The 26207-nt window shown below is 43.8% G+C and carries 19 protein-coding genes; 7 read left to right on the plus strand and 12 right to left on the minus strand.

Going from position 1 to position 26207, the window contains the following annotated elements; genetic code table 11:
* Positions 1–2 precede the first annotated feature (2 nt).
* From G7Y45_RS18220 to G7Y45_RS18240, 5 genes are all read left to right on the plus strand, one after another.
* Positions 3–1133: a nucleotidyltransferase family protein gene (locus G7Y45_RS18220; RefSeq protein WP_165016720.1), complete on the plus strand. Its 1131-nt coding sequence runs from the start codon at positions 3–5 to the stop codon at positions 1131–1133.
* Positions 1130–2767, plus strand: a complete 1638-nt coding sequence (locus G7Y45_RS18225) for an ABC transporter ATP-binding protein (RefSeq protein ID WP_165016717.1) — start codon at positions 1130–1132, stop codon at positions 2765–2767. The genes G7Y45_RS18220 and G7Y45_RS18225 overlap by 4 nt, the downstream gene beginning before the upstream one ends.
* Positions 2768–2808: 41 nt before the next feature.
* Complete coding sequence (locus tag G7Y45_RS18230) at positions 2809–2949, plus strand: hypothetical protein (protein ID WP_005782564.1); 141 nt, start codon at positions 2809–2811, stop codon at positions 2947–2949.
* Positions 2950–2971: 22 nt separating this feature from the next.
* Positions 2972–4531 (plus strand): IdeS/Mac family cysteine endopeptidase, encoded by a 1560-nt coding sequence (locus G7Y45_RS18235; protein ID WP_165016714.1) that lies wholly within the window; start codon positions 2972–2974, stop codon positions 4529–4531.
* Between the two features lie 409 nt (positions 4532–4940).
* On the plus strand, positions 4941–6431 hold the full coding sequence (locus G7Y45_RS18240; RefSeq protein WP_165016711.1) for a hypothetical protein: 1491 nt from the start codon (positions 4941–4943) through the stop codon (positions 6429–6431).
* Positions 6432–7475: 1044 nt separating this feature from the next.
* Here the strand turns inward: G7Y45_RS18240 and G7Y45_RS18245 are convergent.
* From G7Y45_RS18245 to G7Y45_RS18285, 9 genes are all read right to left on the minus strand, one after another.
* A complete protein-coding gene (locus G7Y45_RS18245) occupies positions 7476–10205 on the minus strand; it encodes a lipopolysaccharide assembly protein LapB (RefSeq protein WP_165016708.1) in 2730 nt (909 codons plus the stop codon).
* Positions 10206–10234: 29 nt separating this feature from the next.
* A complete protein-coding gene (locus tag G7Y45_RS18250; protein ID WP_165016704.1) occupies positions 10235–10792 on the minus strand; it encodes a DUF3575 domain-containing protein in 558 nt (185 codons plus the stop codon).
* A 26-nt stretch (positions 10793–10818) separates the two neighbouring features.
* Entirely contained in the window at positions 10819–11148 is a 330-nt protein-coding gene (locus G7Y45_RS18255; protein WP_165016701.1) for a hypothetical protein, read from the minus strand.
* An 18-nt stretch (positions 11149–11166) separates the two neighbouring features.
* The gene (locus G7Y45_RS18260) at positions 11167–11823 is read right to left on the minus strand and encodes a DUF1566 domain-containing protein (RefSeq protein ID WP_165016699.1); all 657 of its coding nucleotides are present in this window, start codon (positions 11821–11823) and stop codon (positions 11167–11169) included.
* A gap of 28 nt (positions 11824–11851) precedes the next feature.
* Positions 11852–13618: a DUF4906 domain-containing protein gene (locus tag G7Y45_RS18265; protein ID WP_241159033.1), complete on the minus strand. Its 1767-nt coding sequence runs from the start codon at positions 13616–13618 to the stop codon at positions 11852–11854.
* A 36-nt stretch (positions 13619–13654) separates the two neighbouring features.
* Positions 13655–15367 (minus strand): fimbrillin family protein, encoded by a 1713-nt coding sequence (locus G7Y45_RS18270; protein ID WP_241159031.1) that lies wholly within the window; start codon positions 15365–15367, stop codon positions 13655–13657.
* A gap of 18 nt (positions 15368–15385) precedes the next feature.
* Complete coding sequence (locus G7Y45_RS18275) at positions 15386–17197, minus strand: DUF1566 domain-containing protein (protein ID WP_165016695.1); 1812 nt, start codon at positions 17195–17197, stop codon at positions 15386–15388.
* Positions 17198–17238: 41 nt separating this feature from the next.
* Positions 17239–18138 (minus strand): FimB/Mfa2 family fimbrial subunit, encoded by a 900-nt coding sequence (locus G7Y45_RS18280; RefSeq protein ID WP_165016693.1) that lies wholly within the window; start codon positions 18136–18138, stop codon positions 17239–17241.
* 135 nt (positions 18139–18273) lie between these two features.
* Positions 18274–19539: a fimbrial protein gene (locus tag G7Y45_RS18285; RefSeq protein WP_165016691.1), complete on the minus strand. Its 1266-nt coding sequence runs from the start codon at positions 19537–19539 to the stop codon at positions 18274–18276.
* 296 nt (positions 19540–19835) lie between these two features.
* Between G7Y45_RS18285 and G7Y45_RS18290 the strand changes: the two genes are divergently transcribed.
* Complete coding sequence (locus tag G7Y45_RS18290; protein WP_005782589.1) at positions 19836–20714, plus strand: AraC family transcriptional regulator; 879 nt, start codon at positions 19836–19838, stop codon at positions 20712–20714.
* A gap of 189 nt (positions 20715–20903) precedes the next feature.
* On the opposite strand, the gene G7Y45_RS18295 is transcribed toward G7Y45_RS18290, so the two are convergent.
* Together G7Y45_RS18295 and G7Y45_RS18300 are read right to left on the minus strand one after the other, a co-directional pair.
* Positions 20904–22124: a site-specific integrase gene (locus G7Y45_RS18295; protein WP_032530327.1), complete on the minus strand. Its 1221-nt coding sequence runs from the start codon at positions 22122–22124 to the stop codon at positions 20904–20906.
* A gap of 379 nt (positions 22125–22503) precedes the next feature.
* Positions 22504–23364 (minus strand): AraC family transcriptional regulator, encoded by an 861-nt coding sequence (locus tag G7Y45_RS18300; protein WP_005821405.1) that lies wholly within the window; start codon positions 23362–23364, stop codon positions 22504–22506.
* Positions 23365–24285: 921 nt separating this feature from the next.
* Between G7Y45_RS18300 and G7Y45_RS18305 the strand changes: the two genes are divergently transcribed.
* Entirely contained in the window at positions 24286–24822 is a 537-nt protein-coding gene (locus G7Y45_RS18305) for a GNAT family N-acetyltransferase (RefSeq protein WP_165016737.1), read from the plus strand.
* On the opposite strand, the gene G7Y45_RS18310 is transcribed toward G7Y45_RS18305, so the two are convergent.
* The gene (locus G7Y45_RS18310; protein WP_165016689.1) at positions 24814–26103 is read right to left on the minus strand and encodes an MATE family efflux transporter; all 1290 of its coding nucleotides are present in this window, start codon (positions 26101–26103) and stop codon (positions 24814–24816) included. The two genes, G7Y45_RS18305 and G7Y45_RS18310, sit on opposite strands and share 9 nt — an antisense overlap.
* Positions 26104–26207 lie beyond the last annotated feature (104 nt).

Consider the following 26207-nt stretch of genomic DNA (forward strand, 5'->3'; position numbering starts at 1 on the left):
CAATGAACAGCGAACAACAAAAATTTCTGGCATTGCTGCGTGCCGGATTATGGAATACACCCGCAGACGTAGCATTGTTTTCCGGTCAGACCGACTGGGAAACTATTTTTATACATGCTGCCCGACAAACTGTATTGGGGCTTGTAGCTACAGGAACAGGGATGCTGCCCTGTTGTTGCTCCCCCCCTGTATCGGTTGCAAAGAGGTTGCGTGATGTAACAACTGTGACTGTCCGTAGCCATGCTCTTCTAAACCGGACATTGGCTGTAGCCGTGAAGCTACTCAGACAAAACGGTATCCACCCGGTATTGCTCAAAGGGCAAGGAGTTGCCACCAACTATATAGAACCCTATCTCCGCATGTGCGGAGATATTGATCTGTATATCGGGCAAAGAGATTACGACAAGGCCTGTGAAGTCGTCCGGCAGTGGACAGGGACTAAAGAAGGTATAGAAAGCGAAAAGCATTATCATTTCAAACACGGGGACGTAACGGTGGAGTTACACCGCATAGCCGAACGCCTTGTTCTACCATGCCAAAATACCCGTTTCCAGCGTTGGACTCACAAGCATTTACACAACGACCATTTGCGTAGCGTCGAGATAGAAGGCACAGCCATATCGCTTCCACCGGTAAATTTCGACGCACTCTATATTTTCAATCATGCCTGGCATCACTTTTCGCAAGGAGAAGGGATCGGATTGAGGCAGTTATGTGACTGGGTCCGCTACCTGCATATCTTTCGTAGCGAGATAAACCGTATAGAAATGGAAAGAGATCTGAAATCTTTCGGTTTATGGTATCCTTGGCAAATATTCGGGCCTATTGCCGTCGATATGCTGGGACTTCCCCGTGAAGAATATCCTTTCTACACCGATCGCTATGCAAGGCAGGCTGCACGGGTTATCAGTATGATTGAGGTAGACGGTAATTTCGGTTTTTTCGCTCCGTCACGAATGAAGCGTCCCGAAGGGTATATAGCCGGTAAAGTGCATTCGTTCAGACGAATGAGCAATCGTTTCGGAAAGCTCTTTCTCATTAGTCCTAAAGAAGCCGTATCCGCATGGAGTAATTACGTGTATATAGGTATAAAACAGGTAATTACCGATACGTTAAATCCTCTCAAGACATGAGAACCGCATTGTGCATCAGCTGGCTTTGGGGTACTTCCAACGGAATTCGTTCCCATATTGTCCTGAGCAGCATTTCAGGAATGGGATATGTATGTGCCTCACTCGCCTTTGTCTGGGTGAGCAAGCGTCTGGTAGACATCGCCACCTTCAAAGCCGGAGGTGGGCTTTGGAGTTACGCCGCATTGATGGGATGCTGTATCGTAGTTCAGCTCTTTTGTTCGGCGATAGGCTCCCGAATCGATTTACTGAACTCCGTGCGGTTGAAAAACACGCTTCGCCATCGCCTTTTTGCACGTATTATGGAAAGCCCACTGGCCGATAAGAAGCAACTCCATACGGGCGAAATGCTCAACCGCATGGAGGAAGATACCCGCATCGTGACCGATGTGCTGTGTACAGCATTACCCTCGGTTATTGGAATCGTGGTACAACTTGTGGCAGCTTTCTGTTTTCTGGCAGTGCTCAACCTCTCGCTGGCCTGGATACTGGTCGGTATCATGCCTGTGGCATTGCTACTAAGCAAAATCTACCTGAGGCGCATACGCCACTTTACAGGCGAAATACGTTCCACCGAAGAGCACATACAATCGTATGTGCAAGAGGGGCTGCAACACCGTACGCTTATCCGCTGTCTGGAGCACATACCACATACCACTACTGCTCTTAGTGGTTTGCAAACCACCCTTTACCAGCAAGTAATGCGCCGCACGGACTTTACGCTCTTTTCACGTACTGTGGTACAAGCAGGTTTTGCCATCGGATATGCTACCACTTTTCTATGGAGCATTCAAGGATTGTTCAGTGGGGCGGTCACTTTCGGTATGATGACCGCTTTCCTGCAACTGGTGGCGCAAGTACAACGTCCTGTGGTCGAACTGAGCCGTTACATCCCTTCTTTCCTCCAGTCAGTCACTTCGGTGGAGCGGCTGGAAGAACTTGATGCGTTACCGCCGGAAAAACAGGGTAAGCCCATACTTCTGCCGGGTAGTGTGGGTGTTCGTTTGGAGGAGGTCAGCTTTAGTTATCCAGATGGATCTCATAAGGTTATCAATAACTTTACATACAATTTCACTCCCGGGAGCTTCACCGCCCTTGTGGGGGAAACAGGAGCCGGGAAAAGTACACTAATTCGATTGATACTGGCATTATTTACTCCCGAAAAGGGGTACATTACACTTTATAACGACACAGAAGAAGTGGCTGCCTCCACACTTTCCCGTTGCAATCTGGTGTATGTACCGCAAGGCAATACCTTGTTGAGCGGAACGATACGTGAGAATCTGTTGTTAGGTAATCCTCATGCTACGGAAGCCGAACTAAAGGAAGTACTTTACGCAGCAGTCGCAGAGTTTGTGTTCGATCTGAAAGACGGGTTCGATACCCATTTAGGTGAGGGAGGTGCTGGGTTGAGCGAGGGACAGGCACAACGACTTGCCATTGCCCGAGGCTTACTTCGTCCAGGTGGCATTTTGTTGCTGGATGAGCCCACTTCGTCTCTCGATGGTAAAACAGAACGTACATTACTTAAGCGGCTGGCTACGAGAATGACTGGAAAAACCGTTATACTGATCACGCATCGCAATCAGGCAGCAAGTAGCTGCGCTGCTACTATTACAATAGAAAGAAACCAATAATGGTTCTTATTTTTTTTATTAACTTTTAAAAAACAAAGAGAATGAAACAAGAATTTGAAAATGGTACGCAAGACGTACATATGGAACAGTATGAAACTCCTCGTATGGAGGTGATTGAGATGGAAATCGAAGGTCCCATCCTACAGATGTCGGGTGAACATGGCGGCCGCCAGGACTGGTAATAATTAAAGTAAAAAAACGAGAATGAAAACAAAACTCTTTGCGGCAGGAGCCGCTTTATGTATGCTCGGAATGACCGGGTGCAACAAAGACATGATGGAGGATACCAATGTGCAGGTAGGCCAACAGATAACGATGGACATGCAGGCCTCCGGACCGCAAACTCGTGCGGACTATACTGATGACGGCAGTACGATGAACTTCTCCTGGAGCGATGGTGATGCAATCAGTGTAGTGGTGAACAGTGTAGCTGGCAATGGGAACTGTAGGTTGACCACCTCTACTGCCGGCAAAAGCGTACCCTTTAGTGGCAAGGTAGTCGGATGGGCAGAAGGTGATAAAACAATCTATGCTTTTTATCCCTATAACTCAACACCATATACCGTTACCGGAGGCGATAACCCAGCAACAGCCACTACTCTTTTGACTCTGCCTAATCCGCAAATGTACACGGTGGGTGGTGCCATCGGCAACAGTTTTATGGTAGGAGCGGGTGCGGCTACCGCCACTAACACGACCATCAATGCCTTGGCAAGCATGAAGCAGGTGATGAGCATCGTGAACCTGAATATCACTAAAGCACCCGGCAAGGTGAAGGGCGTGAAACTGAGTTGTACAGAGGCCGTTTTCCCTACTACGGCAACCGTCACACTTAGTACTGCTGAAGTTTCGGCATCCGGCACTTTGGCTAATGAACTCTCCATGACTGTGACCGATAATACAACGGAAGCAACTAAGGTAGTCTCTTTCGCTATGTTTCCTGCGGACCTGAGCGCTAAGAAAATCCACATTGAAATTACGTTTGAGGGTGGTAAATCGAAAATCATTGAGAAAGACGGAACTAAATTTTTGCGCAACACGCATTACGTGATGGGGTTCGATGGGACCCCCAAGCCTGAACCTGTGGGAGATGTCGTCCTTTTTGCTGAAGGAGTGGGTCTCGAATCGGGATGGTATGATCAAAATAAGTCACGCGTGGGCGATAGTCAGCTATGCTGGGCTTGTACCGAAAGTAATATGATTCAGTGGTGGCAGGACCGCTATATTGCTGCGGGAAAAACACTTCCGTCTGACGCCCCAAATGGAGTTATACCAGGTCGCGAAAATGCAGTATCCAGAAGACTGGCAATATTTGAAGATTTCCATATGCGTGAATTTGAAAACAGAGGGGGTGCTATCTTAAGGGGAATCCCTCAATACTTCACGACCTATTATCCTGAAATATTCTCAGACTTTAAACCTTTTTTTTCTGAAGGCACATATGCCAGCAGTAAATCCTTTCGGAGTTTGAAAGAATTCTCTGATTTTGTAGTGACCGGACTAAAAGAACATGGGATTGTTGGCTTAGGACTTACCGGGCATGCAACGACTCTTTGGGGAGTCACATACAATACTGAAACAGGACTTGTAAAAGATATATTTATGACTGATTCGGACGATAGGGATAACGGTAAGATTTATCATGGGTTATGGGAAAATCGATCTGTCAAAGAGCGAGCTGATGGCAGACCTATATTGGGAGGAAGAGGTAAACTGATTGAAGACGCAACTATACTGTATGCATATCCCGGAAAAGCTGATTAAGGATATTTTCCGGGGCTAAACTTTGAAACAGCTCAGCAGAGAATAAGTCTCTTTTCGCTTTTCCTTCTTGGGAATCATAATTAGAATAACGAGTAGCTTTTTATGATTCCCAATCTTTCTAATATACTGATTTTATAAAAGATTAAAAAGCAAACAAAACAAATAACTGAATAACAAGACTTTAACCCAAACAAAAAACAGTCATTTATTTCAACAACAGATTCGTATCAACTTAAAAAAACAAAGAAAATGAAATAAGAATTTGAAAATGGTACGCAAGACGTGCATATGGAGCAATATGAAGCTCTTCGTTTAGAAGTGATTGAAATAATTGAGGGTTCCATCCCACAGATGTCTGGTGAAAATGGCAACCGTCAGAACTGGTAATAATTAAAATAAAAAAACAAGAATGAAAACAAAACTCTTCGCAGCAGGAATCGCTGTATGTATGCTCGGAATGACAGGGTGTAACAAAAACATAACGGAAGATATTGATGTGCAGGCAGGCCATCAGGTAGTAATGACCATGCAAGTCATCGGACCACAAACTCGTGCGGACTATACTGACGATGGCAGTAGGATGAACTTCTCGTGGCGCGATGGTGATGCAATCAGTGTAATGGTGAACAGTGTAGCCGGCAATGAAAATTGCCGGTTGACCACCTCTACTGCCGGCAAAAGTGTACCCTTTAATGCCAAAGTAATCGGATGGACGGAAGGTATCAAAACAGTCTATGCTTTCTACCCGTATAATTCAACATCCTATACTGTTACCGGAGGCGATACCCCGACAACAGCCACGACTTTGTTGACTTTACCCAATCCGCAAACGTACACAGTGGGTGGAGCCATCAGCAACAGTTTTATGGTAGGAGTGGGTACAGCTACTGCCATCGGCGAAGCCATCAATGCCTCGGCAAGCATGAAGCAGGTGATGAGCGTCGTGAACCTGAATATCACCAAAGCTCCCGGCAAGGTAAAGAGCGTGAGGCTGAGTTGTACAGAAGCCGTTTTTCCTACTACGGCAACCGTAGGGCTCAATACTGCTGAAATTTCTACATCCGGCACTTTGGTTAATGAGCTCTCTATGAGCGTGACCGATAATACAACAGAAACAACTAAGGTAGTCTCTTTCGCAATGTTTCCTGCGGATCTGAGCTCTAAAAAGATTCGTGCCGAAGTTACGTTTGAGGGTGGTAAATCGAAAGTCATTGAAAAAGAAGGAGTTAACTTTGCACGCAACATGCACTATGTGATGGAGTTCGATGGTTCACCGCCTTATTATACGGAAATCAACGGTTTAAAGGTGGCGCTTGGTAACTTGGTAGCCGACGGGGATAATGGCGCAAAAATTGGCGCACCTACCGATAGCGGTTTGTTCTTCCAATTTGGTTCACTCATTGGTTGGAGTTCAACAGCCCCCCTTTCTATCGTTGTAAAACCAGCCAATTTTAACGGTAGTGCGGATTGGAAAGATACAAAAAAGATTTGGCAAGGTACAACGGGCACTGTTCCATTTACAGCTACTGGCTCTGATAATGAGAAAGCAGGGGTTGGTGATCCATGTCGCTACTACCTAAAGGGCAGCTGGAGATTGCCGACCAAAGAAGAATTCACGAAGTTATTCAAAGGCTCTAATTATCCTAATCCCGGCCCTTGGACTTGGGCTGGCTCTTTTGCTTCTCATACGTCTGGCGCGATACTCCAGGCTTCCGGCAGACGTCACTACGCCAATGGTAACCTGGAAAATGTTAAAGTAGAAGGTTACTACTGGAGTACGTCGTCCCTCAATCATCCCGTAGGATATGGGGTTAGCCTATTTTTCTACAACACCTACTTAGCATTAAATAGTAGCCGTAATCGAGCGTACGGGTTTCCTGTTCGTTGTGTACAAGAATGAGCAAGTAACAAACTTGGAGATTTTATAAAGGGACAGCGAAAAAGGTCCGCTAAGTTTTTGTATCTTTCTTTAATTGAGATTTGCACATGCAAAGAATGAAGAAATCATAGTGATAATTTGCAGAAGAAATAATCTTTAATAGAATGATCAGAGGGAGATTATTCGGGTTAAAAAGGAGTTTGAGCCTATGTCGTAATACTTTATTATATTGAACTCAAATTAAATAATAACAAAAAAGATGTAATTGAAATAGAGAAATTCAGAGAATAAAATAAATTAAGCCAACTTACTCATTTGAAAGCAGTTGGCTTATTTTATATATTTAATCCTTTTCGTTTTTCTGTTTTGTGATTAAATCTCTCAAATTCTTCTATGCCATCTCTTTTTCTACTATTTAATTATTTTCCACGGTTTTTAAATTCATTTTACAACTCTTTAGCTATATCTCTTTTGCTGGAGAAATTAGAATTTTATTATCCAATTTAGTGGATAAAAAGTTATAAATTCAACGCACCGGAAACACAATCCAAGTGAATGCCAATGGTTTGAAGGAATCAATTTTGATATTTCTGAAACATGATGGACTGCAAGCATTAATAGCATGACGGAATATATCAAGACTACGAAAATATGGAGTATGCTTCCGGCAAAATCATATAAAAATCCAATTGGGTACATTTTGACTATTTACCCACGCTACAGAGACTTGTAACGTGGATAAAATTATCTGTTTCAAAAAAACATCCAATAAAAGTAAGTGCATCTCCCTATCCACCGATAAAAAGATGCACTAACACAAACAAAACAAACAATAAGCGACCTTCACAGGCAGCGAAAAATCCATTATTAATCATTTTTCATAGGTTAAAATGACAGGGAAAATGGATCCTTTAGGAAACAAGCAGCTTCACAGCAACTTGAAAATTATAAATAATTTAATTAATCATCCCATTCCAAATGTTCAAAAAAGGTCTTGGCCAATATATTATCATATAAAATCATATTCAATCAATAAACAGTGTCATACATTCAGTTATTTCCTGTTCAATTCCAGTCATCTTCCTCTTCCTTAAAAAGTCCGTATTTCCTCACCAGTTCCGAGAGTTCTGGATCGAGGTTCGCCCGGAATTTCATTTGGGCGTTCATATCCACCGCACCGAGCAAGAGCCGTACCGCTTGTTCTTCATTCCCCAAGCGTGCCTGAAGGATGGCCTGCATGTACTTGTTATCGGCCGTCTGGGGCGATTTCTCAAATATTCGCAAAGCAGCCTTGTCATATCCTAAAGACATGTAAGCAATGGCCGTATTCACATCATCATACGGGCGCAGCATTTCCAATGCCTGTTCGTATTTACGTTTCTCCAGATATTCCACAGCCCGGGCATAGGTCGTATCCGGTTCGTTGGTATAGATTGTATCCTGCTTCATTCCCCTGCGCGAGAGACTGAATCGGAAATCTACCGCACGTATTATCGGATAGAGTTTCTCTAACATATAAGCGTATTCCGATTTATATTGGCTTTTTATCAGCCATTCGCGCCGGTCGGGTTCCTGTTCACGGTCAATAATCCTCAATATAGCGTCTTTATGGCCTTTGAAGTCTGCATCACTCACAATCAGGCTGCGTAACTTGTTCCAATCCTCGGGGATGGTGCGTATCTTTATCAGGTTCGGTAAATCCGGAATCTCGTCTTTCACTTCACGGTGAATCAGGTTACCCGCCTCGTCCATCTCAACGTTGACACCGACAGACAATGAATCGTACAGCGCGGTAAACTCCCTTACCAGAACGTCACGGATGGATTTTGCACGCTTCTGGGCTATTTCTCCGTTGACGCGCCAACTGCCTTCGGGCGATGAAGAAGCGAAGAGTGTCAGACTGTCTATCCTGTACACAGGATCGGTCATCAGTGCCAGAGTAAGATCTTTCACTTTCTTTACTCCTTTGCGGTTCACGGCAATGGTTTCGTTCAGGTTGAAGTCGTTTTGCGGAAAGTAAAAATTCACGCTTGTATTGGCTTCCGCATCCCGGGCAATGATTTTTCGCACATAACGCGGAGTCTTGTCAATGAATTTAGTCATAGAACTCACCAGATAAGTCAGTGTATCCGACTTCGGAAGCGGATATTTGCTTCCGTTGCCGCTTAACACATTACCTACCACATACACCTTCATACGTGCCGAGTTTTCATCTGCGGGCACCTTCTGCGAATAGAGAAATTTCACCTGATCGGCAGCATAAATCACCGTATCGAGTTCCGCATCCGGATTGAACGGGAAACGCACGATATCATGGTATTTCTCGTCTTTCATCGCTTTGCGCGCCTCGTTACGGGCTATTTTCTGCGTGTTATAGAACTTTTTCACCAGGTCGGTGGAGTCGAGCGAATTGATATGCGCTATCCAGTTTCCGTATTTTTCCTGCAGAGCGGCATGCCGCACGGCGGGCGGATGTATGTTATACAATTCGCGTATCAAATGGTATTGCGGGTAGACTGACCGTAGACTCTCGTAACAGTGGATATAATGCTTTACCGTTGTCACCGAGTCGAACCGGCTGAGTTCGAGTTCCCTGGACGCTTTACGACTGGGCAGGTGCAGTTGTAGCGAATCGGACAGGTTGCGGTGATAGGCGTACAATGGCAACTTGCTACGGGTAAACCCTGTTTGTTCATCACCCAAACCATAGTATGCGAATATGCTCTCCTCCGAAAAGTTTGCCAATGACTTCTGCCTTGTCTGTACCGTATCCAGCCTTTCAGCCGTCAACCACAAGGGAGGCACGGTGTCCACACCCCGGACATAATAGAGCCTGTGTTCCGCCTGCCGCAAGGGTTCAAACGATACCCTGTCATAAAAATATTTCTTACGGGTAACCAGTTCTCCTGCCTGATAGTTGGTACGAAGTTCCCATTTGTGGTTGAAGTAACGGAAGCGCTCCCGCAAACCGGACCACTGGGGTTGTAAAGTGTCATTCACCCGCTCCAGTGCACGGTCATACTGCCATTGTTGGCGCTCTATCATCAGCCGGGAGTTCTTCAGCATATACTCTTTCAACAGGCTGTCCCGCCGGATTACCTGCCGGTTGAACATCTCAAAACGCAGTAAAAGCGGATCCGGACGGCGTTTTTTAGCATCCTGTATCGCCCATAGCTTTTCCAGTCTACGTTTATACCATTTCAGACGTTCCAGATAGCGTTCAAAAGAACGGTAGTTTACGTAAGTGCGGTAAAAATTGGCGGAATCCGGAATTATTTTCTCTACATAACGGTCGTATCGCCGGTAGTCCCGCTCCTGCAACTCCCGGAAGCGCTGTCCCGTGAAGCGGAGTTCTTTCAGCGAGTCGGGCACGTCGCCCCTCATAAGCACCGGACGGACGTTCACCATCCAGTTCTCCTGTTGCAGAACTTTGGGAACTGTCACTACAAACTCTACATTAATCAGCCCGTTCCGCTCTGCTGTATTACGCGTGGAACCGGCTGATACCACCACTTCATCAAGCGCCACCGTGGTCAGGTTCTCTTTATGGATACTATCCCATTCCACCGACATGCCCACGGGGATGCTGTCACCTTTCGCACTGATGAATGTAAAGTTCAGAACCGGGGGCTGATTGGCGGAATCGCGTTTTGCTATCTCCACCGGCTCACTCCGCCGGTTGGCAGGCAAAGCAAGTGTCACCCTCGACTGCTCCTTGTAGAGCCTGCCAAAGGGGGAACATGCTGTGATAACTATTATCAGAAACAGAATATAGAAAATTTTAGAATGCTTCATGCTTCCTTGCGCCAACTGAAGGGCCGGTCTTAGAACAAATAAACAAGATTAAACGCCACTTTAGGTATCGGCAGGAAATAAGTGCCCGATTTCACCTTACCACCGCAATGCTCGCAACGATATTTCGTGTAGGGGGTAACAAGCAGCCCCAGTCCCGCTTCCACTTCCATGTTCCAGCGCTTACTGAGTAACCAAGAGCGGCCATAGGTCATTCCTGCGCCATAGCCCCATCCTTGGTAGCGGTAATCGAGTACCTTATCCCATGCCACGTTGAAGCGTGCGCCCATGGCATACATGCTGATGAAGTTTCCGGCGTAGGGTTGCCAGAACCAGTAGCGTGTACCGGGTTCTATCAGGAAATGCTTGACCTTTTTAGTGTCACTAAAATTCCACGGATTATAAGAAACACTCATATTCAGCGTCCAGTGTTTATCCAGAAGCATACTGCCTTCAACGTTGAATGTGGTGGTGGCCAGTTTCAGCGTATTGGTTTGTACTGAGTAAAACTGGGCATGCAGACGAGTCGTAAGAGCGCCCGCAAACAGCAGGAAGGAGAATACCAAGCAATATCGTACGAATTGTTTCATGGATGTTTCAATATAGAAAGTTTATGTTAATTTACTGTTAGCTGTTCAGACCATTCGCCGTAACCGGGCCGATAGCAATAGGCGGTGGGTGGCGCTTCAACCTGTATATAGTTGTCTGAAACTAATGTGCTGTAAAATTCAGAGAGTCTGACCAGAAAGCTGTCGGGCACATGTACGCATGGTATGCCTCCTTCATGCTCAGGATCGGTTTTGTTGGTGGCCACTAATACCGGATATATAATACTCAAATAATAAGCGGAGTATCCGAAAGCACACCACTTATCTTCCACATAGAACAAGTAAATGTAATACAGGTTTTGGGACTCCTTATCAATTGCCAAGTTCGGAATTTCCATATTTATCTTTATTATCGGTTAATAATCACTCACACATCTCACCATACCGTTCGCCATACTTTTAGCCTGGGTATCACAGTAGGGCATACCCGGCGCAAAGTCAAAAAACCAGGCTTGGTCCGTACCCTTTTCTGTGGAAGACCAGTATCTTTTCGTCTTACCGGGTTCTTCCATAGGTTTGTCCTTATATACCAAGCCGATGGGTTCACGAAACATCCACATCAGCTGCAACTCGCGTTGAGTGGGAACACGCCATTTCCGCCCTGCACCCGGTGCACCGGCAGCACCATACCAACGGCACCCTGTATCTGCAGTGGTGGTAAAATCCGGATTCTGATTCTGCCCGCCATCATTTACTCCTTGCATTGTCATCCAATTCTTATTATTGTCCCCCACATCTTCGGTTGCCACGATAAAACGAAACGGTATTCTGTCATTGACACTCAAATTCCCACCGTTTCCTTTGGAAACCTGATGCCGGATAGTAGCGCCGTTCCTCATCATCTTTACCCCGGTCCCCCATTGGGCAGCTCCTGCCAATCCGTCCGCATAAATAACGGCATACGTTTTTCCATCGACAGTCTCTTTTCGAATATACTGCCCGGAAACTTCCGAAGGAAAGCCTAAGCAGAATAAAACGATCCATAAAATGGGATAGATTTTGAAACTCTTCATCTTTATTTCTTATTAAGTTGCATTTCGTTTACTTATCGACGTCGCCCACATGGGCGGCTTTATCAGGATCCTGCGAAGCTCTGACGGCATGCGTATTGCCGACGGCATCGGAGTACACTTTCCCTTCATTCGTAACAACAAAGGCTTTATCGGCATTCGGATCGGCAGTAGACGACCAATAGCTGCCCGCCAACTGTTTTTGCGTACTTGAAGAAGAAATCCAGGTTCCTATCAGCTCGCTGACAGAAGGGAGATACCACAGAATATCCTTTGCTGCTACTCCCTGGTCATATCCGTTCGTTCCCCGATAGCAGGTGTAAGCAGCCGCATACTCTTCCCAAGGAACACCGATCGCTTGCAACAGTTCGGTATTCTTATGCCCGTCTGTCATCGAAGTGGCTCCCCTTTTGTCGAACCCTGCTCCTGCATACCATTTCAGGTCTTTCGCTCCCGGCGTTGTGGTGCCGGAGGAGCTTCCCACCGGATAGTATCCATCCGAAAAATGAAGCTCTATCTTGTTCGGGTACTTCCATCTAACGGCATTCACATCATTTACTGACGATAAGGCAATACCATTTGCATCGTATGCCGCAAGTTCTCCCGAGAAATAGCCCGGTATCAACCGGATGACATTGGTATCATCCGGACTGTTTCCTTTCAGGGTAATGTTGTAAGTCAGATCGTAATTGGCGGACACACTGAAATCGGTCGTGAAGTTCTTTCCCAAAAACAACTGATAAATAGAGAAATCTCTTACAATATTCAAATTACCGGAGCCAGGAACCGTAGCATTCTCCAGCCCTATTATCTGAAGGTAAGTCCCGCCCGTCGGCGCGTTATCGCGACGGGTACTCTGTGTAGAGGTGGGCACCGCCTGCTGGAGATTGATCGGGATATATATAGGGTCCGTATTAATCACCGGATTTGCGGCGGTTACTGTTTTGAGTGATTTAGTCCAGAAAAGACCGGTTTTGTCTATCGAACTCTCTGAGGGGAAAATAGCTTTTCTTCCGATTATATTATAGTAACTCTGTGTGGGAATATTCATCAAAGTCACATTCCACGTATGTTCTACATCTATAAAATGTTGATAAGTTGTTTTTATATTAAATGTTACTCTTGCCACCGTACGCTTCAAAGAGACATATAACTGTTTGCCAGCACTGATTTCAGCGGCAGTCTGGCCGCACATGACGATTCCGGTTTTCTCTCCACCGCCATTTGGCAGAGTCACCTTGCTCCTGGGAAAAGTCCCGTCATCGGTCGCCAACGTCATACAAAACTGCTGTAAATCCTCATAGGTCGAACTGCCTACCGTCATAGTTGCAAACTCACTCTCATTGACGTTGGTTAAAATCACAACCATGTTTTTTTGCCCCGCCGGTGTAGGCATGATCTCCACCTCATCTGTCCTGATGGAACCATCCGGAGAAGTAAAAAATTTCTTTTCTACCAGTTTCCCATCCGGTTTTGTCCCGTCAAACTGGAAACCCATATACGAATAAACGGCATTATCTTCAGTGATAACCGCAGACGGAGTTGCCCTTGTGACGGAAGGTGTCGCCACAAGTTCCACATCCATATCCGGAGAGGACATCGAAAGGACGGGAGGCATTTCTTCCATGCGTGTTCTCCCTGCAGACAAAGTATTATAATCGTCTATGCCCAAGGTCAGCTTCACGGTAACCGGCTCTGTGGATAAAGACGTCCCGGAGTCGGGCAACAGGCTATCCTCCGTACATCCTCCCAAGGCCAAGCAGGCGATGCATATCGAAGCTATTGTTTTTTTTATCATGATAATATCGGTCATATTTTGTTATCATACCATTACTTATGAAGCATCACGGACACAGCGCACAGAAGCCGTCATTTTCTTGTCATACGGAGATAGCACCAACTTAGTTGTTACAGTTAGTCCTGTATAATCAATATACATACCCCATGCTTCGTTTTCGTTTACTTCAGTACCGGTCCAATATGGTTTATTTCGATTCGCATCTTGATTAAAGTTCAAATCGGAAAGATTACTTCCATTAGCCGATACCAGTACTAATACTGTCCGCAACTCAGAGGCTCTCGGAAGTCTCCAGTTATGAAAACCGCCCCCGTTATATTTTCTGCAAAGCTCTTTTGCAACCAGCTGCCCGTTTGCATCTTCCCACGGGACAAGTACAGTGGAGATATCGTTTCTGGTTATCTGAATTACAGGATAAGCTTTTTCGTTCTTGTACACGTTTATATCATCCGTTATTTTTAGACCATCGGTGGGCTGTTTGGTGGGATCCGGTGTATTAACAGATACATAAGCTCCGTTACCGCCATAGGCCACAGTAGTAAGATAGTCTTCGAACGGATGCACTCCGGTAGCTAAATAGGTAGTTTTTGGGGGATATGTAGTCTGCCACGAATCACCCGGCTTAGTGGCTGAAGGCCAATAATATTGATTTAAATTCATCCACTTATAGTCCCCGTTCCCGGGAGGCACTATATTGCCTCCAAAATCACCGTCAATTACCTCTGAACTCCAGTTCTGAATACTCAGGCTCAAAGCAGAGTTATTATAGACCAGGTCATATGTATTTTTATATCCCTGCCTGAAACCAAATGACTTACCATCGTCACTGCGGTTAAGATAGATCCTATCGAGCGTAAACAACTCATTAATTCCATTGACATTCAATACGAGGACTATATCGCCGTCACTTACTTTGGTATCCATAAACGATGGAACCAGAAACTCGTAGGTGAGAACTTGCGTAGTAGACAATGCTGCAGCAGGGGCTACTGTTATGCCTATCGGACCGGCGGTAGCTCCATCCTTTGCCAAACCTGTTTCCGGGTCAATTGCTCCTTGGTTCTTAATCCAGCTACCCCCAAGGTTATCCAGGGAGACACTGCTCAACGTGAACTCCGGCCCTTTATCCACGTATTTCGTGATGTTAAGAACGATCCACGTATAGGCATGCCGGAAGTTTAAAGGAATAGTTGCCACAGGGTCACCGGATGGAACGAACGGATAGATGGTGCTGGTATTGTAAAGCAGATCCGTCTGTTTGAGATCAGTCTTGGAGGAGAAATCAAACGGGATACCGTCCGTATAGACATCTTTCGTAGCGGATAAGACGGGCGGATAGTAGGCAACCACCTTTAATGCCTTACCTTCCGGACCCGCGGGTGTGACAGTTGCATTATCGGAATTGTCAGTAAAATACCAATTCCACTGCGTGGAGGAGTTAGGGCGTTCCATAGTCGCTGTCATGTCTGACGATCCTTTGAATATCTCACTCCCGTTCTCACTTTTAGTGAGGGACATGCCAAAGGAATAGGAATTTCCGGTAAAATCGGTTGTGGGCGTTATAATAGTCCTTGATTGGGTGGTCCCCGTCTTTTCTATGGACGCGTTGAAATTCAGAGGGACTTCCTCTGCCGGGGTATCCGGGCCCGGACCGTCATAGTTGTCACAAGCTACTGCCAATAGTAAAGGGCACACTGCCAGGATGATTGCCCGGGGTAAGGTATATTTCTTATTTATATCCATATTCATCTTTATATATCGTTTCAATTACTTATCATTCGATCTCTGCCTTACGCAACGAATTTTCAGTTTTTCCGTTTTCTTATAATGTAATGCATATCCGGGATTAGTGTTAAAATCCACAGCCCATGCCGAACCGGACTTTTTCCTTAGCTCATCTGTTGTACCTTCCAGATACTCACTCCCGCACCAATAAGTACCGGACAGCGGTGTAAACCCGCGCATTTTTTCCAAACTTCCCTGATTCACATAAATAAATGCCAGTTCCGAAAGTCGCGGAAGTCTCCAGTCGTTGTATCCGTTTTCTTCCAAATTGCGACATAAGTCAAAGGCTGTCAACGTAGTTCCGGTCTTCCACTGAACGTTCTCGCTGCCCGATTCATCCACCATATCATCGCCGGAAACCATCAGATTGGGAAAGGTACCTTCATTATCAAAGGCATCTGCCACCGTAGCATATAAGATCCCGTTTTGTCCTCCCGAAATATTCGGAGAGTAAAAGCTATTCCCTTCCTTATAAAATTTATTGTAGTCAAATGAAAGATATATATTAGTACCCCAATAAGATTTTTTCTTGGGAATTTTCTGTGAAGAACCTGCAGCATAACTCCAGTCTACAACCTCTCCATTAAATCCCTGATAAGTCAGGTAGTATCCCGAAATGGAAGGTACGGAGGCCACTTGACCCGTAGTCCATGGTTCAATAATGGCATCGAAGCCTAAATTCTTCGGCATGCTCTTGTACGCAAGTTCGGCAGTGGCATAACCCGCAGCTGCCACGCTCTTGATAGTAAACTGGTATACGTGGTTGCGCAGGATATTCATCTTTTCACCGGAATTGTCGTTAGTAAAGTCCACACGATAGTAGGACATATCCGGAGAGTTATTATAATAGCCTCCTACGATAATTGCCAAGCGGTTGCTATGCTGACCATCATAGACGTTGCCCCACTGCAAGTCAGCTTCGGGCAGGTAGATTTTTTCCTCACAATAAGTCCCGTTCGTTATGTATGAAGTGTCATAAGTCTTTGTGGATGTTGTTCCGGAAGCGGTGGAAGGGTTGTCTATCACTATTTTGTTTGAAGTGATGCCGCCAGTGGTAGCAGTGGTCCAGTGGTAGTTCGCCAGTGCCGGCATATAGGTATATTTCTGCCCTGCTTTCCATACTTGCACCTCAGTCATAACGAAAGGTTGTTTGCCGGTGCCTGTATTGGTCCATGAGACAGTACCGTCCACATTTGTTTTCTTGGTGCCGATACCGATGTCCACACGTGCCACGGCACGGATCAACTCTGTATTGCCGCTATAAGCGGTACCTTCCTGCACCTGTACGGAAGCGCCACCATTCACCACTCCGAACATGGGGTACGGATGAGTGTCATCGAAAACAAGGGGGGCGTCTGTTGCCGTGCTCAGGCTGGCTTGTTGTACTTCCGCGTAGCTCTTGCCGTACAGTCCGTACAGAAAGCCATAGTCAGGGAGATTGGCAAGAATAACAAGCTTGTAGTTATCATTGCTGTTCGCACTCTGCAACAAGGTAGCGGTATAGGTTCCACCGGTATTCTTTTTTCCTTCCGCCACGTAACGCAGAGCCCCGTAAGAGTCACCGTCAGCATTGAACTGAAGAATATAAATTGAAGTGATCTGCGCGTCTGTTCCCGTACCGTTTCCTGAAGCCGTGCCGGCATCGGTAGCAGATACGGAGAGCTTGACAAGGACGGGACCGTCCTGCTGTATGCCGTATCTGTCCTCGTTCTGGCAAGCTCCCAGCAGAATGATTATCCAAAGGAATTTTACCAGTCCGTTCAGTCTTAATATGTATCTATTATTTATCTTCATATTATATTCTTAACCTTTATATCTCTTCAAGGATAAAAGAATCAATTGTATTCTTTCCAGACAACAGTTTCCCCCCAACCTGTAATCTCGATCTCTACACCCACAGAACCTTCAAAATTTAATAAAAGATTAGTGGTTTTTCCAACGATGGGGACAATCGGGCTGCCGCTGCCGTCAGTCGTTACGCTTTTAAGCAAAGACCGATTGTGGTAAATGTCTATCGTAATTCCCTTACTGTTTATTGTAGGGAAAAGCCGGCACATGGAAACCTCAAAGTCTTTGTTCGCGGCAAGAGTCATCGGCGGGGAATAAGAAGCGGGATCGCCTCCGTAATTGCCGCTAAAATCCATCCGGCTGCTTGTTTCACGGATAACGAGCGAGTAATTTCCATCTTCCGCACCTGTGAGTTTTTGCAATCCGCGCAGGGTTATATTCATTGACGCCGTCATACGGGAGATATCCATAATTCGTTCTTCGACATGATCGGACGCTGTATTATTTTCTATTTTAAGCTCTCCATAAAACAAATCGGAGGGAGAGGTGAATATGCTCTGTTCTGCCCTTGTAGATGCAGAAGGTTTCAGTGATATGAAACCGTCGGAGCATGGATCGCCCTTTTTCAGGGGGCTGACGAGCATCGTACCGTCCTGCGTGTTGCACAAGGTTATGCAATGAAGGATGGGAATACCCGGATAATTCAGGGTAACAGGTTCCATACTGTTCACAGGGAGTATGTCAAGCAACAAGTCTTTGTCATCAAATACATAGAGGCTCATATCTTTTATCGTTTCCTGCGGTATGTCTGCAGGCAGATTCACCTTCAGCGGGATACCCTTGAAACAATCATCGGTATTCTCGGCTATACACCCCGATAACAACAGCAGTGTGAACATAAGGTATAATATACCCGGGATGAACCGGAATTTGCAGGCACCTGTCATAATAGAGATTCTTTCTTATTTTATTTCTTTTGTAGTTTAAAATATCTGCCACGGAGACTGCCGTGGCAGATATTTATTAATAAGTATGCATGCCCTGCAGAAGGGACATATCAATCATAATAATCAATGCGGGAATTAGTTCCATTCTTTGTTGATTTCCGGTGCCAGGACCCATGTTGCAGGAGTAACGGTTACCTCTACGGAACTGTTTACTGTCGGTTTAGTCGGGTCCTCGGTACCACCACCACCGCTACCACCTTGGTTGGTAGGTTTAAAATTGCCATTCAATTTTAGGCTTACAGTATACGCCTTACCCGCTTCAAGTTCATTCTTGTCTCCGCCTCCGAAGTAGGTGGTGAAATACATGGTCTGGTTTTCTTCACTGACATTACTATCGGCTTTTACCTTTCTCCATTCCACCTCAACCACAAGTGCTGTCGGATGATTGGCAATGTCCGAAACACCGGTGTTTGCGAAGGTATACCAATGTCCTATATCCGAAATTGTATTCTGTGCAGCACCGCTCCCGGGGATAAATTTGTCAGTACCGGCCTCTATGGTGTACTCATTATTGGGTTTGAACTGATTAGGTGCCTGGCCTGTCCATGGAGCAGCCCATTCTACACCACCGGTATACCGTTTCAAGTCTTGTGTGATATAGTCAGTGCCGCCTGTGGTAGCAGGAAGAAAATGTGTCAATCTCTGTGCGTTCATCAGGTAAACGCGCGTGATGGTAAAGTTAGCATCGGCATTCGTGGCAAAATCATTTGCCTGGGCATATACATTGTCCGTAACAGTTCCACCATTGAATGTAATCTCCTTAAGTTGTATTCTGGCTGACAGAAAGCGCAACGGCACTGTTACAGTAGCTTTCTGACCACCATTACCGTCATCACTGAACGCGCCCAAATCATTTATCCCCGACATATAGAGATTCGCATCCGTATGGGTTACCGCACCGGTTTTATCATCCGGATTGACAAGCATATCTGATAGGACAGCTTTCAGGGCATCCTCGCTTGCAACAGAGGCAAACGCCCCACCTGAAATCGTCAAGTCTCCAGTATTGGCTACAACTGCCACTTTCTTGGCGTCCGTCGTGGTGGATATCGAATTGGTACCACTTGCCGGAGTACCGATATACTGCTTCGTTATAACGAGTCCGCTCTGGTTGAAGACAAACACTGTAAGATTACTTACCGTACCATTTTTTGCATCCAGATCGCCGGGTATCCCCGCTGCCCTGCTGGTTGCCTGTACGCCGGTTCCTTCTAATTTAAGGATAACTTTCGCTTTCGGAGCATCGCTTCCAGTTCCGCCGGGAATTTCATCGTCGCTTTGTGAGCAACTTGCCAATGCCGCTATCGCACACATGGACAATAATAAACTTTTCACTTTCATTGGTTGATGTTTAATTAATAAATATTATAATGTTTACATATTTCAAACTATTTTTCTCGTTTGTTTTTAAAGTTCTATTCTATAATAAAGACTTATTTCCGATAAAAACAATTCTAAGACTATGATTAACAGTTTGTTACAGGTTCCCTATTATGAAGGAATATTAAGTAATTATAGAGATATACTTTAATAAAAAATAGAATTAGCAGTGTTTCAATATTATATGAATTTATTATCGACATGATGTTGAAACATTGCTGAAACAAAACGAAAAAAAACAATAAAAAGAAAAGTCTATGAATAAGAAAACATCACTGAACAAATTGCTCTATATACAAGAACATTTGTCATGTAGAAATTACCGTGAGAAATTGGAAAATGGATTCAAATATATTGAGTTTAAAAAAGATGAAGTCATACTGGAAAAGGAGACTATATGGAATCATATCGTATTCATGCTTGAAGGAGAATGTGTCATCAACTATAATCAGTTCAAAGACCGAAAATTCCAGGCAGGATCAATCATTTTGTTACCTAAAATGGCCACGATAAAAATGGAGGTAAGGGCGGGAAGCCGCTTGCTCTCGTTGTCGTTTGGCATTCCTTTAAATCTTTGTGATAAGTTTACGCTACAGTCGTTGACAGGACTCTGTGATAAGCTCAATTATAATTTTGAACCGGTCGAAATACGTTATCCGCTTCCTCCTTTTCTGGAGCTTGTAACGCATTGTCTGAAGCAGAAAATGGATTGCGGACATTTTCATGGCTTGTTACAACAAGAGCTATTTTTTTTACTTCGCTGTTTTTATACCAAAGAAGAATTGACACTTTTATTTTACCCGATTTTAGCAACAGAGTTATCATTCAAAGATTTTATCATCGGGAACTGTGCCAAAGTAAATAATGTGAATGAACTTATTTCCCTTTCAAACATGGGAAAATGTAATTTTCACTGTAAATTTAAGCAGGTATTCGGAACAACTGCCAAACAATGGTTGCTGAAACAACGTAATCAGCGTATTTTAAATAAGGTAATGGAATCGGAAACTACGATTGGAGAGTTAATGGAAGAGTTCAATTTTGATTCTCAGGCTCATTTTACGCATTACTGCAAACGGCATTTTGATTGTACACCACGAGAATTGATTATAAAGTATCAGACTATGGATCAGTAGTTTTTTGCCTGAATTACGCCTATAAGTACAAAATGTGAAAAAAAACATTCTTTTTGGCAATAAATACAAATAGTGGATGGTCTATCTTTGCATCATAAAACATACAGAATCCATGATTTTGTAGCCTGCATCTCTATTATAGAATAGAGTGTTATAAAAGACACCTTTTTAAAATAAGATGACTCTGCATTATAATAGGCTGTTGATCAAACCATTGATTCTCTTAAGATTACTCCGATCGAGCTCTTTAAGATATACCAAGGTCATTTCTTCTTTCGTGTGTCCTAAACCGGTGCTGATTGTAGCAACGGGTGCGCCATATTCCCTCGCCAATGTTGCCCAAGTATGACGGGCGGTGTATGTTGTCAGTGACGGAGCAATCCCCAATTTTTCGGATATGGTTTTCAGGTGTCTGTTTGTCCGCCCCAAAGCTACGCGGTATTGTTCATATTCGTTTTTATCCGTTTGAGGGTTAATCACAGGTTGGATTATAGGGAATATATAGCCATCCACATTCTCTTTATTAATCCCGTATTCATCCAGAATGGCTTGAATCTGGGGAGTAATTGTTATCTGAATAGTCTGTTTTGATTTATGCCTCCTATAGCTTATTGAATTTCCACAAATATTTTTCCATCTTAAAAAAATAATATCTACAAAAGCCATTCCTTGGGCATAGAAGCCAAATAAAAAGAGAGCCCGGGATTGCATCAGTTCCGGATTGGCTCCAAGATCGGATTGCGTTAACCGTAACATCTGCTCTTTATCCAAGGCCCGTTTTACGGTTTTGCACGGTTTGGTGCAAATGTCTTTGAACGGATAAGTGCATTTAGGCACGAAGCCGTCTTTTACAGCCAGGTTATATAGGGTCCGGAAGTTACGCATATAATATGCCTCTGTATTCTCACTGACTCCATTGCAAGACAAAAAGTCTTTGTAACAGGTTACGAATCGTTGGTTGATCTGGGACATTTTCACCTGCTTTGAGCCGACAAATTTTGCCAGGGAGGAACGTGTGCTACGATAGGCTGCCGCAATACCATCTTTTTTCATTGACTTTTTCCAGGCTATCTGTGAGTCAATAAAATCTAATAAGATGTATTTCCCCGCAGATTTGTGAGCAACAGCGGAAGCTATGTCCTTCACGGTATATTCATCTCCAGTCGCTTCAAGCCGCTTTATCTGCAGATAGAACGATCTGGTCATCTTATGTAGTTCCCGGCTGATCTTGCAATCGGCGTAATTGTTGGAACTGACCTTTTCTAAAACTGGTATAAATTCATTTTCCTTCATACGGTATTTAGTATATACAATCTCTTTTTTTCTCTGGTGAAGAAGTTGGAATACCACAGGGTAACTTCCGTCTTTCAATGCTCTCGATTTGTTTAGCTTTAATTTTACTGTTGCCATAAATTTTAATTTGAGTATAACATAATTAATTTTTCGGCAACAAAGAAAGGTGATTTCGACAAATACGCACAGTACAAGCATCGTCCTTTTTTTATGCTTTAACACCGAGAAAAAAAATATGTCACAAATGTTCTGAACAAGCGCTTTCGGAAACTCTGTTAGGACAGGCGCTGTTCAAAAGGTAATGGCCTGAAATTGGATCCTATCACACCGGTTTTTGCTCATGGATCGAGCAAAACCATCATTGCAGAGTTGCTAATTTGCAACAATCTTCCCAATCGTTTAAGATCACTTCTTAAATTGTTGCAAATATAACCCTATAGATCCACATATAGACTACCAATCAGCGCAGAAATACTGCGAATCAACAACGGGTAATCTATTTAGATATAAGATTGTCTTTATGTCCGTTTCTTACCTGCATCGGAGTCCCCCCTAAATGCTTCTTGCAATAGAAATTAAAGTGTGAGGAGGTGTTAAACTTAAATTCGTACATGATTTGCTTTAATGGAATATCGGGATCCTTTAGTTTCTGAAGGATTTGCTTGACTTTACGTTCTTGCATCCATTTATAAGGGGTTTCATCAAAGTTTTCTTTAAAAAGCTTCTCAAATTGTCTCATACTGTATCCCAACAAGTGAGCTAATTCTTTTGAGGTTTTCACTTTTGAGTAATTACCTAAAATTATTTCGACAAAAAGCGGACTGTTACCCAATGACATATAAAATATCTGTGCTATTTCTTCCTGAGTATAAAAATGCTTGAACAACAGTTGCATTTCTTTGTATTTTAGAAGGTATAGATGGTGACAGTTTATTCCAATATCTACATAGTTTTTAATTTGATAAACCAGACTTTTCATTTCCTCTTTCATAGGAATACCCCGGCATAGGAATTTCACTGTACTTTTCCTCTTGAAAAGTATTTTATTTTTCACATTCGAACATGGAAAAACCGATGCATTGTACCCTGTAAGCATCAGGGTTGTTTTAGTAATTGCTTTCCATTTAAATTTATTATTCTTGGGTAAGAAGAACATTTCATTTTCAGATATAGGACGGTTGATATAGTGATTAAAATCAATGATAATACCTCCCGTAAATAAGAAAACAAAATAATTACTTGTTTTACTGCATAGTTCCAGAGATTCCCCGGCTTTCATTTCGATGTACTGAGGTATAACCTTATAATCCGGAGAATAATAAGGGCATATTAGTTGGTTGGGGCTTAAGTTTTGCATTTATTATATATATATGGGTATATCGCAAGTACATTTACAGTCAGCATACATCTTTTTTCAATAAGGTGCACTCGATATGCTTTTAAAGACAAGCAGCCAATTATCAGAGCTACTGTTTTGTTTGTTTTTCAAGTACTACACATAGCTCCATTATGAAAGGGTCCATCTGATTTATGAACGCAAATATAGATAATAATATTTAATATAAAGAGCTTATAATGACGTTTTTTTCAGAAGCAGTTTCCTTTGACACACACATGATACATTCATTATTAGAATCATAAATTCTCTCTACATTATCTAAATTATGTATTGTTTAGTTTAGAGGTTCTTCTTCAAATTTGGTGGTAAATTCTTTATTTCTTTATTTTCAAGTTGATAATTGTCCTTTTTGCTTGCTTAAAAAAAATAGACACCGGCTGAATAAGATAACTCAAGTTTCAGAAGTGAATTTGTGCCGTCTGAACCGATATCTTCATCCTTATACCTTTCTTCAATTAACATTGTTAACGCCTTTTGCAGGTTGTCAGGTTCTTATGTGCAAATAATAAGGCTTTTGCATTTAAAGAACTTGTTATTCACATCCAAAGAACAAGCTTTAACTCTGTGTTAAAACAAAGCTTTTGAGGATAGAAATCTTACTTTTTAAAGATATTGATTTTCAGATGGTTTATTCTAAAATTCGCTTCTTCACCTCATGGATGGACTCTTCGGGGGAAAGCCGGGATACTTGTTTTTTTGTCAACTATAAACGAGGGCTTACACTTCCGAAATTGAATCCATTGTTTTTCCGGATTTTCCGCCAAAGATATGGTAAATCGGATAATAAAAAAGAGATAGACCGTGCAAGGTTAGAAATAAAAATACCATCTTTGCAGAAGAATCCAATTTCACTGTACTCCAAATATGAATTATAATCTTATGGACACCATCACTTTAGAAACCGAACGCCTCCTTCTCCGCCCTTTCCGGGAAACGGACTTACAGGAACTCTTTGAATGCTGCCAGAACCCGAATCTGGGAAATAACGCCGGTTGGGAACCTCACAAAAGTATCGAAGACTCCAAAGAAATCCTGCATACGGTATTTATGGGGAATGAAGGAGTCTTTGCTATGATTCTGAAAGAGAATAATTCTCTGGTGGGTTCTATCGGCATTATTCCCGATCCCAAACGGGAGAATCCCCGGACACGCATGTTAGGATACTGGCTGAAGGAGTGCCATTGGGGAAAAGGAATAGCTTCGGAAGCAGCACATGCCGTATTGGATTATGGATTTAACGTACTGGGGCTGCATTTGATCTCGGCAAACTGCTATCCGCATAATACCCGCTCCCGACATTTGCTGGAACGGCACGGATTTGTATACGAAGGTATCCTCCACGAAGCGGAAACGACTTATGACGGCCATATATACGATCATTTATGCTTCTACCTGAAAAAGGAAATGTTACGATGACGCCCGCAAATAAAGGACGGACTGGATAGCCAACAAAATCACGAAAAGATATTCCGCCATCAGATAGACAGCCAAAGGGACCCCGGCATATCGGCTCAGCAGATATAAATAGGCCAGATAGACAGCAATCGTTGTCAACTGAAACAGAAAGGCAGTACGGGTTTTTCCCGTACCCGTCACCGCATTGATATACACATATCCCGGCAAGGCAAACACATAATTAAACAGCATCACTATAAAAGGGACGGCTGACATTTCTATCAGTCGGGTACTATCCGTATAAAGCCCGGCAATCTGCCGATGAAAACACGCAGCCAATACTATCAGAGGAAAACCAATTGCATAACCTAACTTCACAATTTTCCGGCAGAGCGGAAACAACAATCGCCTCTCCCCCGCTCCAATCAGGTTACTGACCAGTGCCCCCGTAGTAGCGGCAAACGAATTGACAATAACAAAGAAGACGGTAGAAACGCTCCTTATAATATTGGAAACAGCAAGTTGCACCTCCCCCAACCGTTCAATTGCTACAAAAAACAGAAACCACGGAGCAACGCTGATAAAAGCGTGTAACATGCTCCATAGGGAGAGACGCAGCAGTTCGGCCAACAACCGTTTGTCATATAGTGGTTTAAGTCCGAACTCTCTCCCGTCCACTTTCACCCAAGCATAAACGGCAACGATCAGGAGGGAAGCAGCCTCAGACAGAGAAGAGGCTAAGGCCGCACCTGCTATTCCCTTACCCCAAACAAAAATAAACAGATAGTTGCAGAGGATGTTGACTGAAACAGCCGTCATCGCCGCCCACGACAAAGCATTGGTCCGGGTGATGCCAACATAAAAAGAACGGAAGGCCAGAAACGGGAAAGAGAACAGCAGGCCGAAACATCTCCAATCCAGGTAATCGGTCACGGCACGATAGATCTCAGGCGAGTGAATGAAACACTTCAGGATAAATGGTGAAAAGAAATAAGAAGAGAAGCTCAGAAGGACAGCCAGCGCACTTAAGAAAAACAACCCTTGAAAGAAGGTCCTGCCTGTTCCGGCATAACGCCTCTCACCGTTACGGCGGGCGATCATCACTTGCAGACCCAGACTGAAACCGAATCCCAACATGTAAACAGCGAGATAATAGATGCTGGCAAGAGCGGAAGCTCCCAATTCCACTTCACCGACATGTCCTAAAAAAATAGCATCGGTTATATTGATTAACTGTTCCATCAGGATGCTCAGCATCACAGGATAATTGATAAGTCCTATTTGTCGATAAGTATAATTCATTGCTCAATTGAATGAAAACGGCACATTCAGGTATCAAACAGACATACGAGTCCGGTTGTACCTATATGTACGTAACGGGTAAATAAACGGATATAAAAAACTCG

The sequence above is a fragment of the Bacteroides sp. ZJ-18 genome, from assembly GCF_011038705.2.
Lineage (GTDB): Bacteria > Bacteroidota > Bacteroidia > Bacteroidales > Bacteroidaceae > Bacteroides > Bacteroides hominis.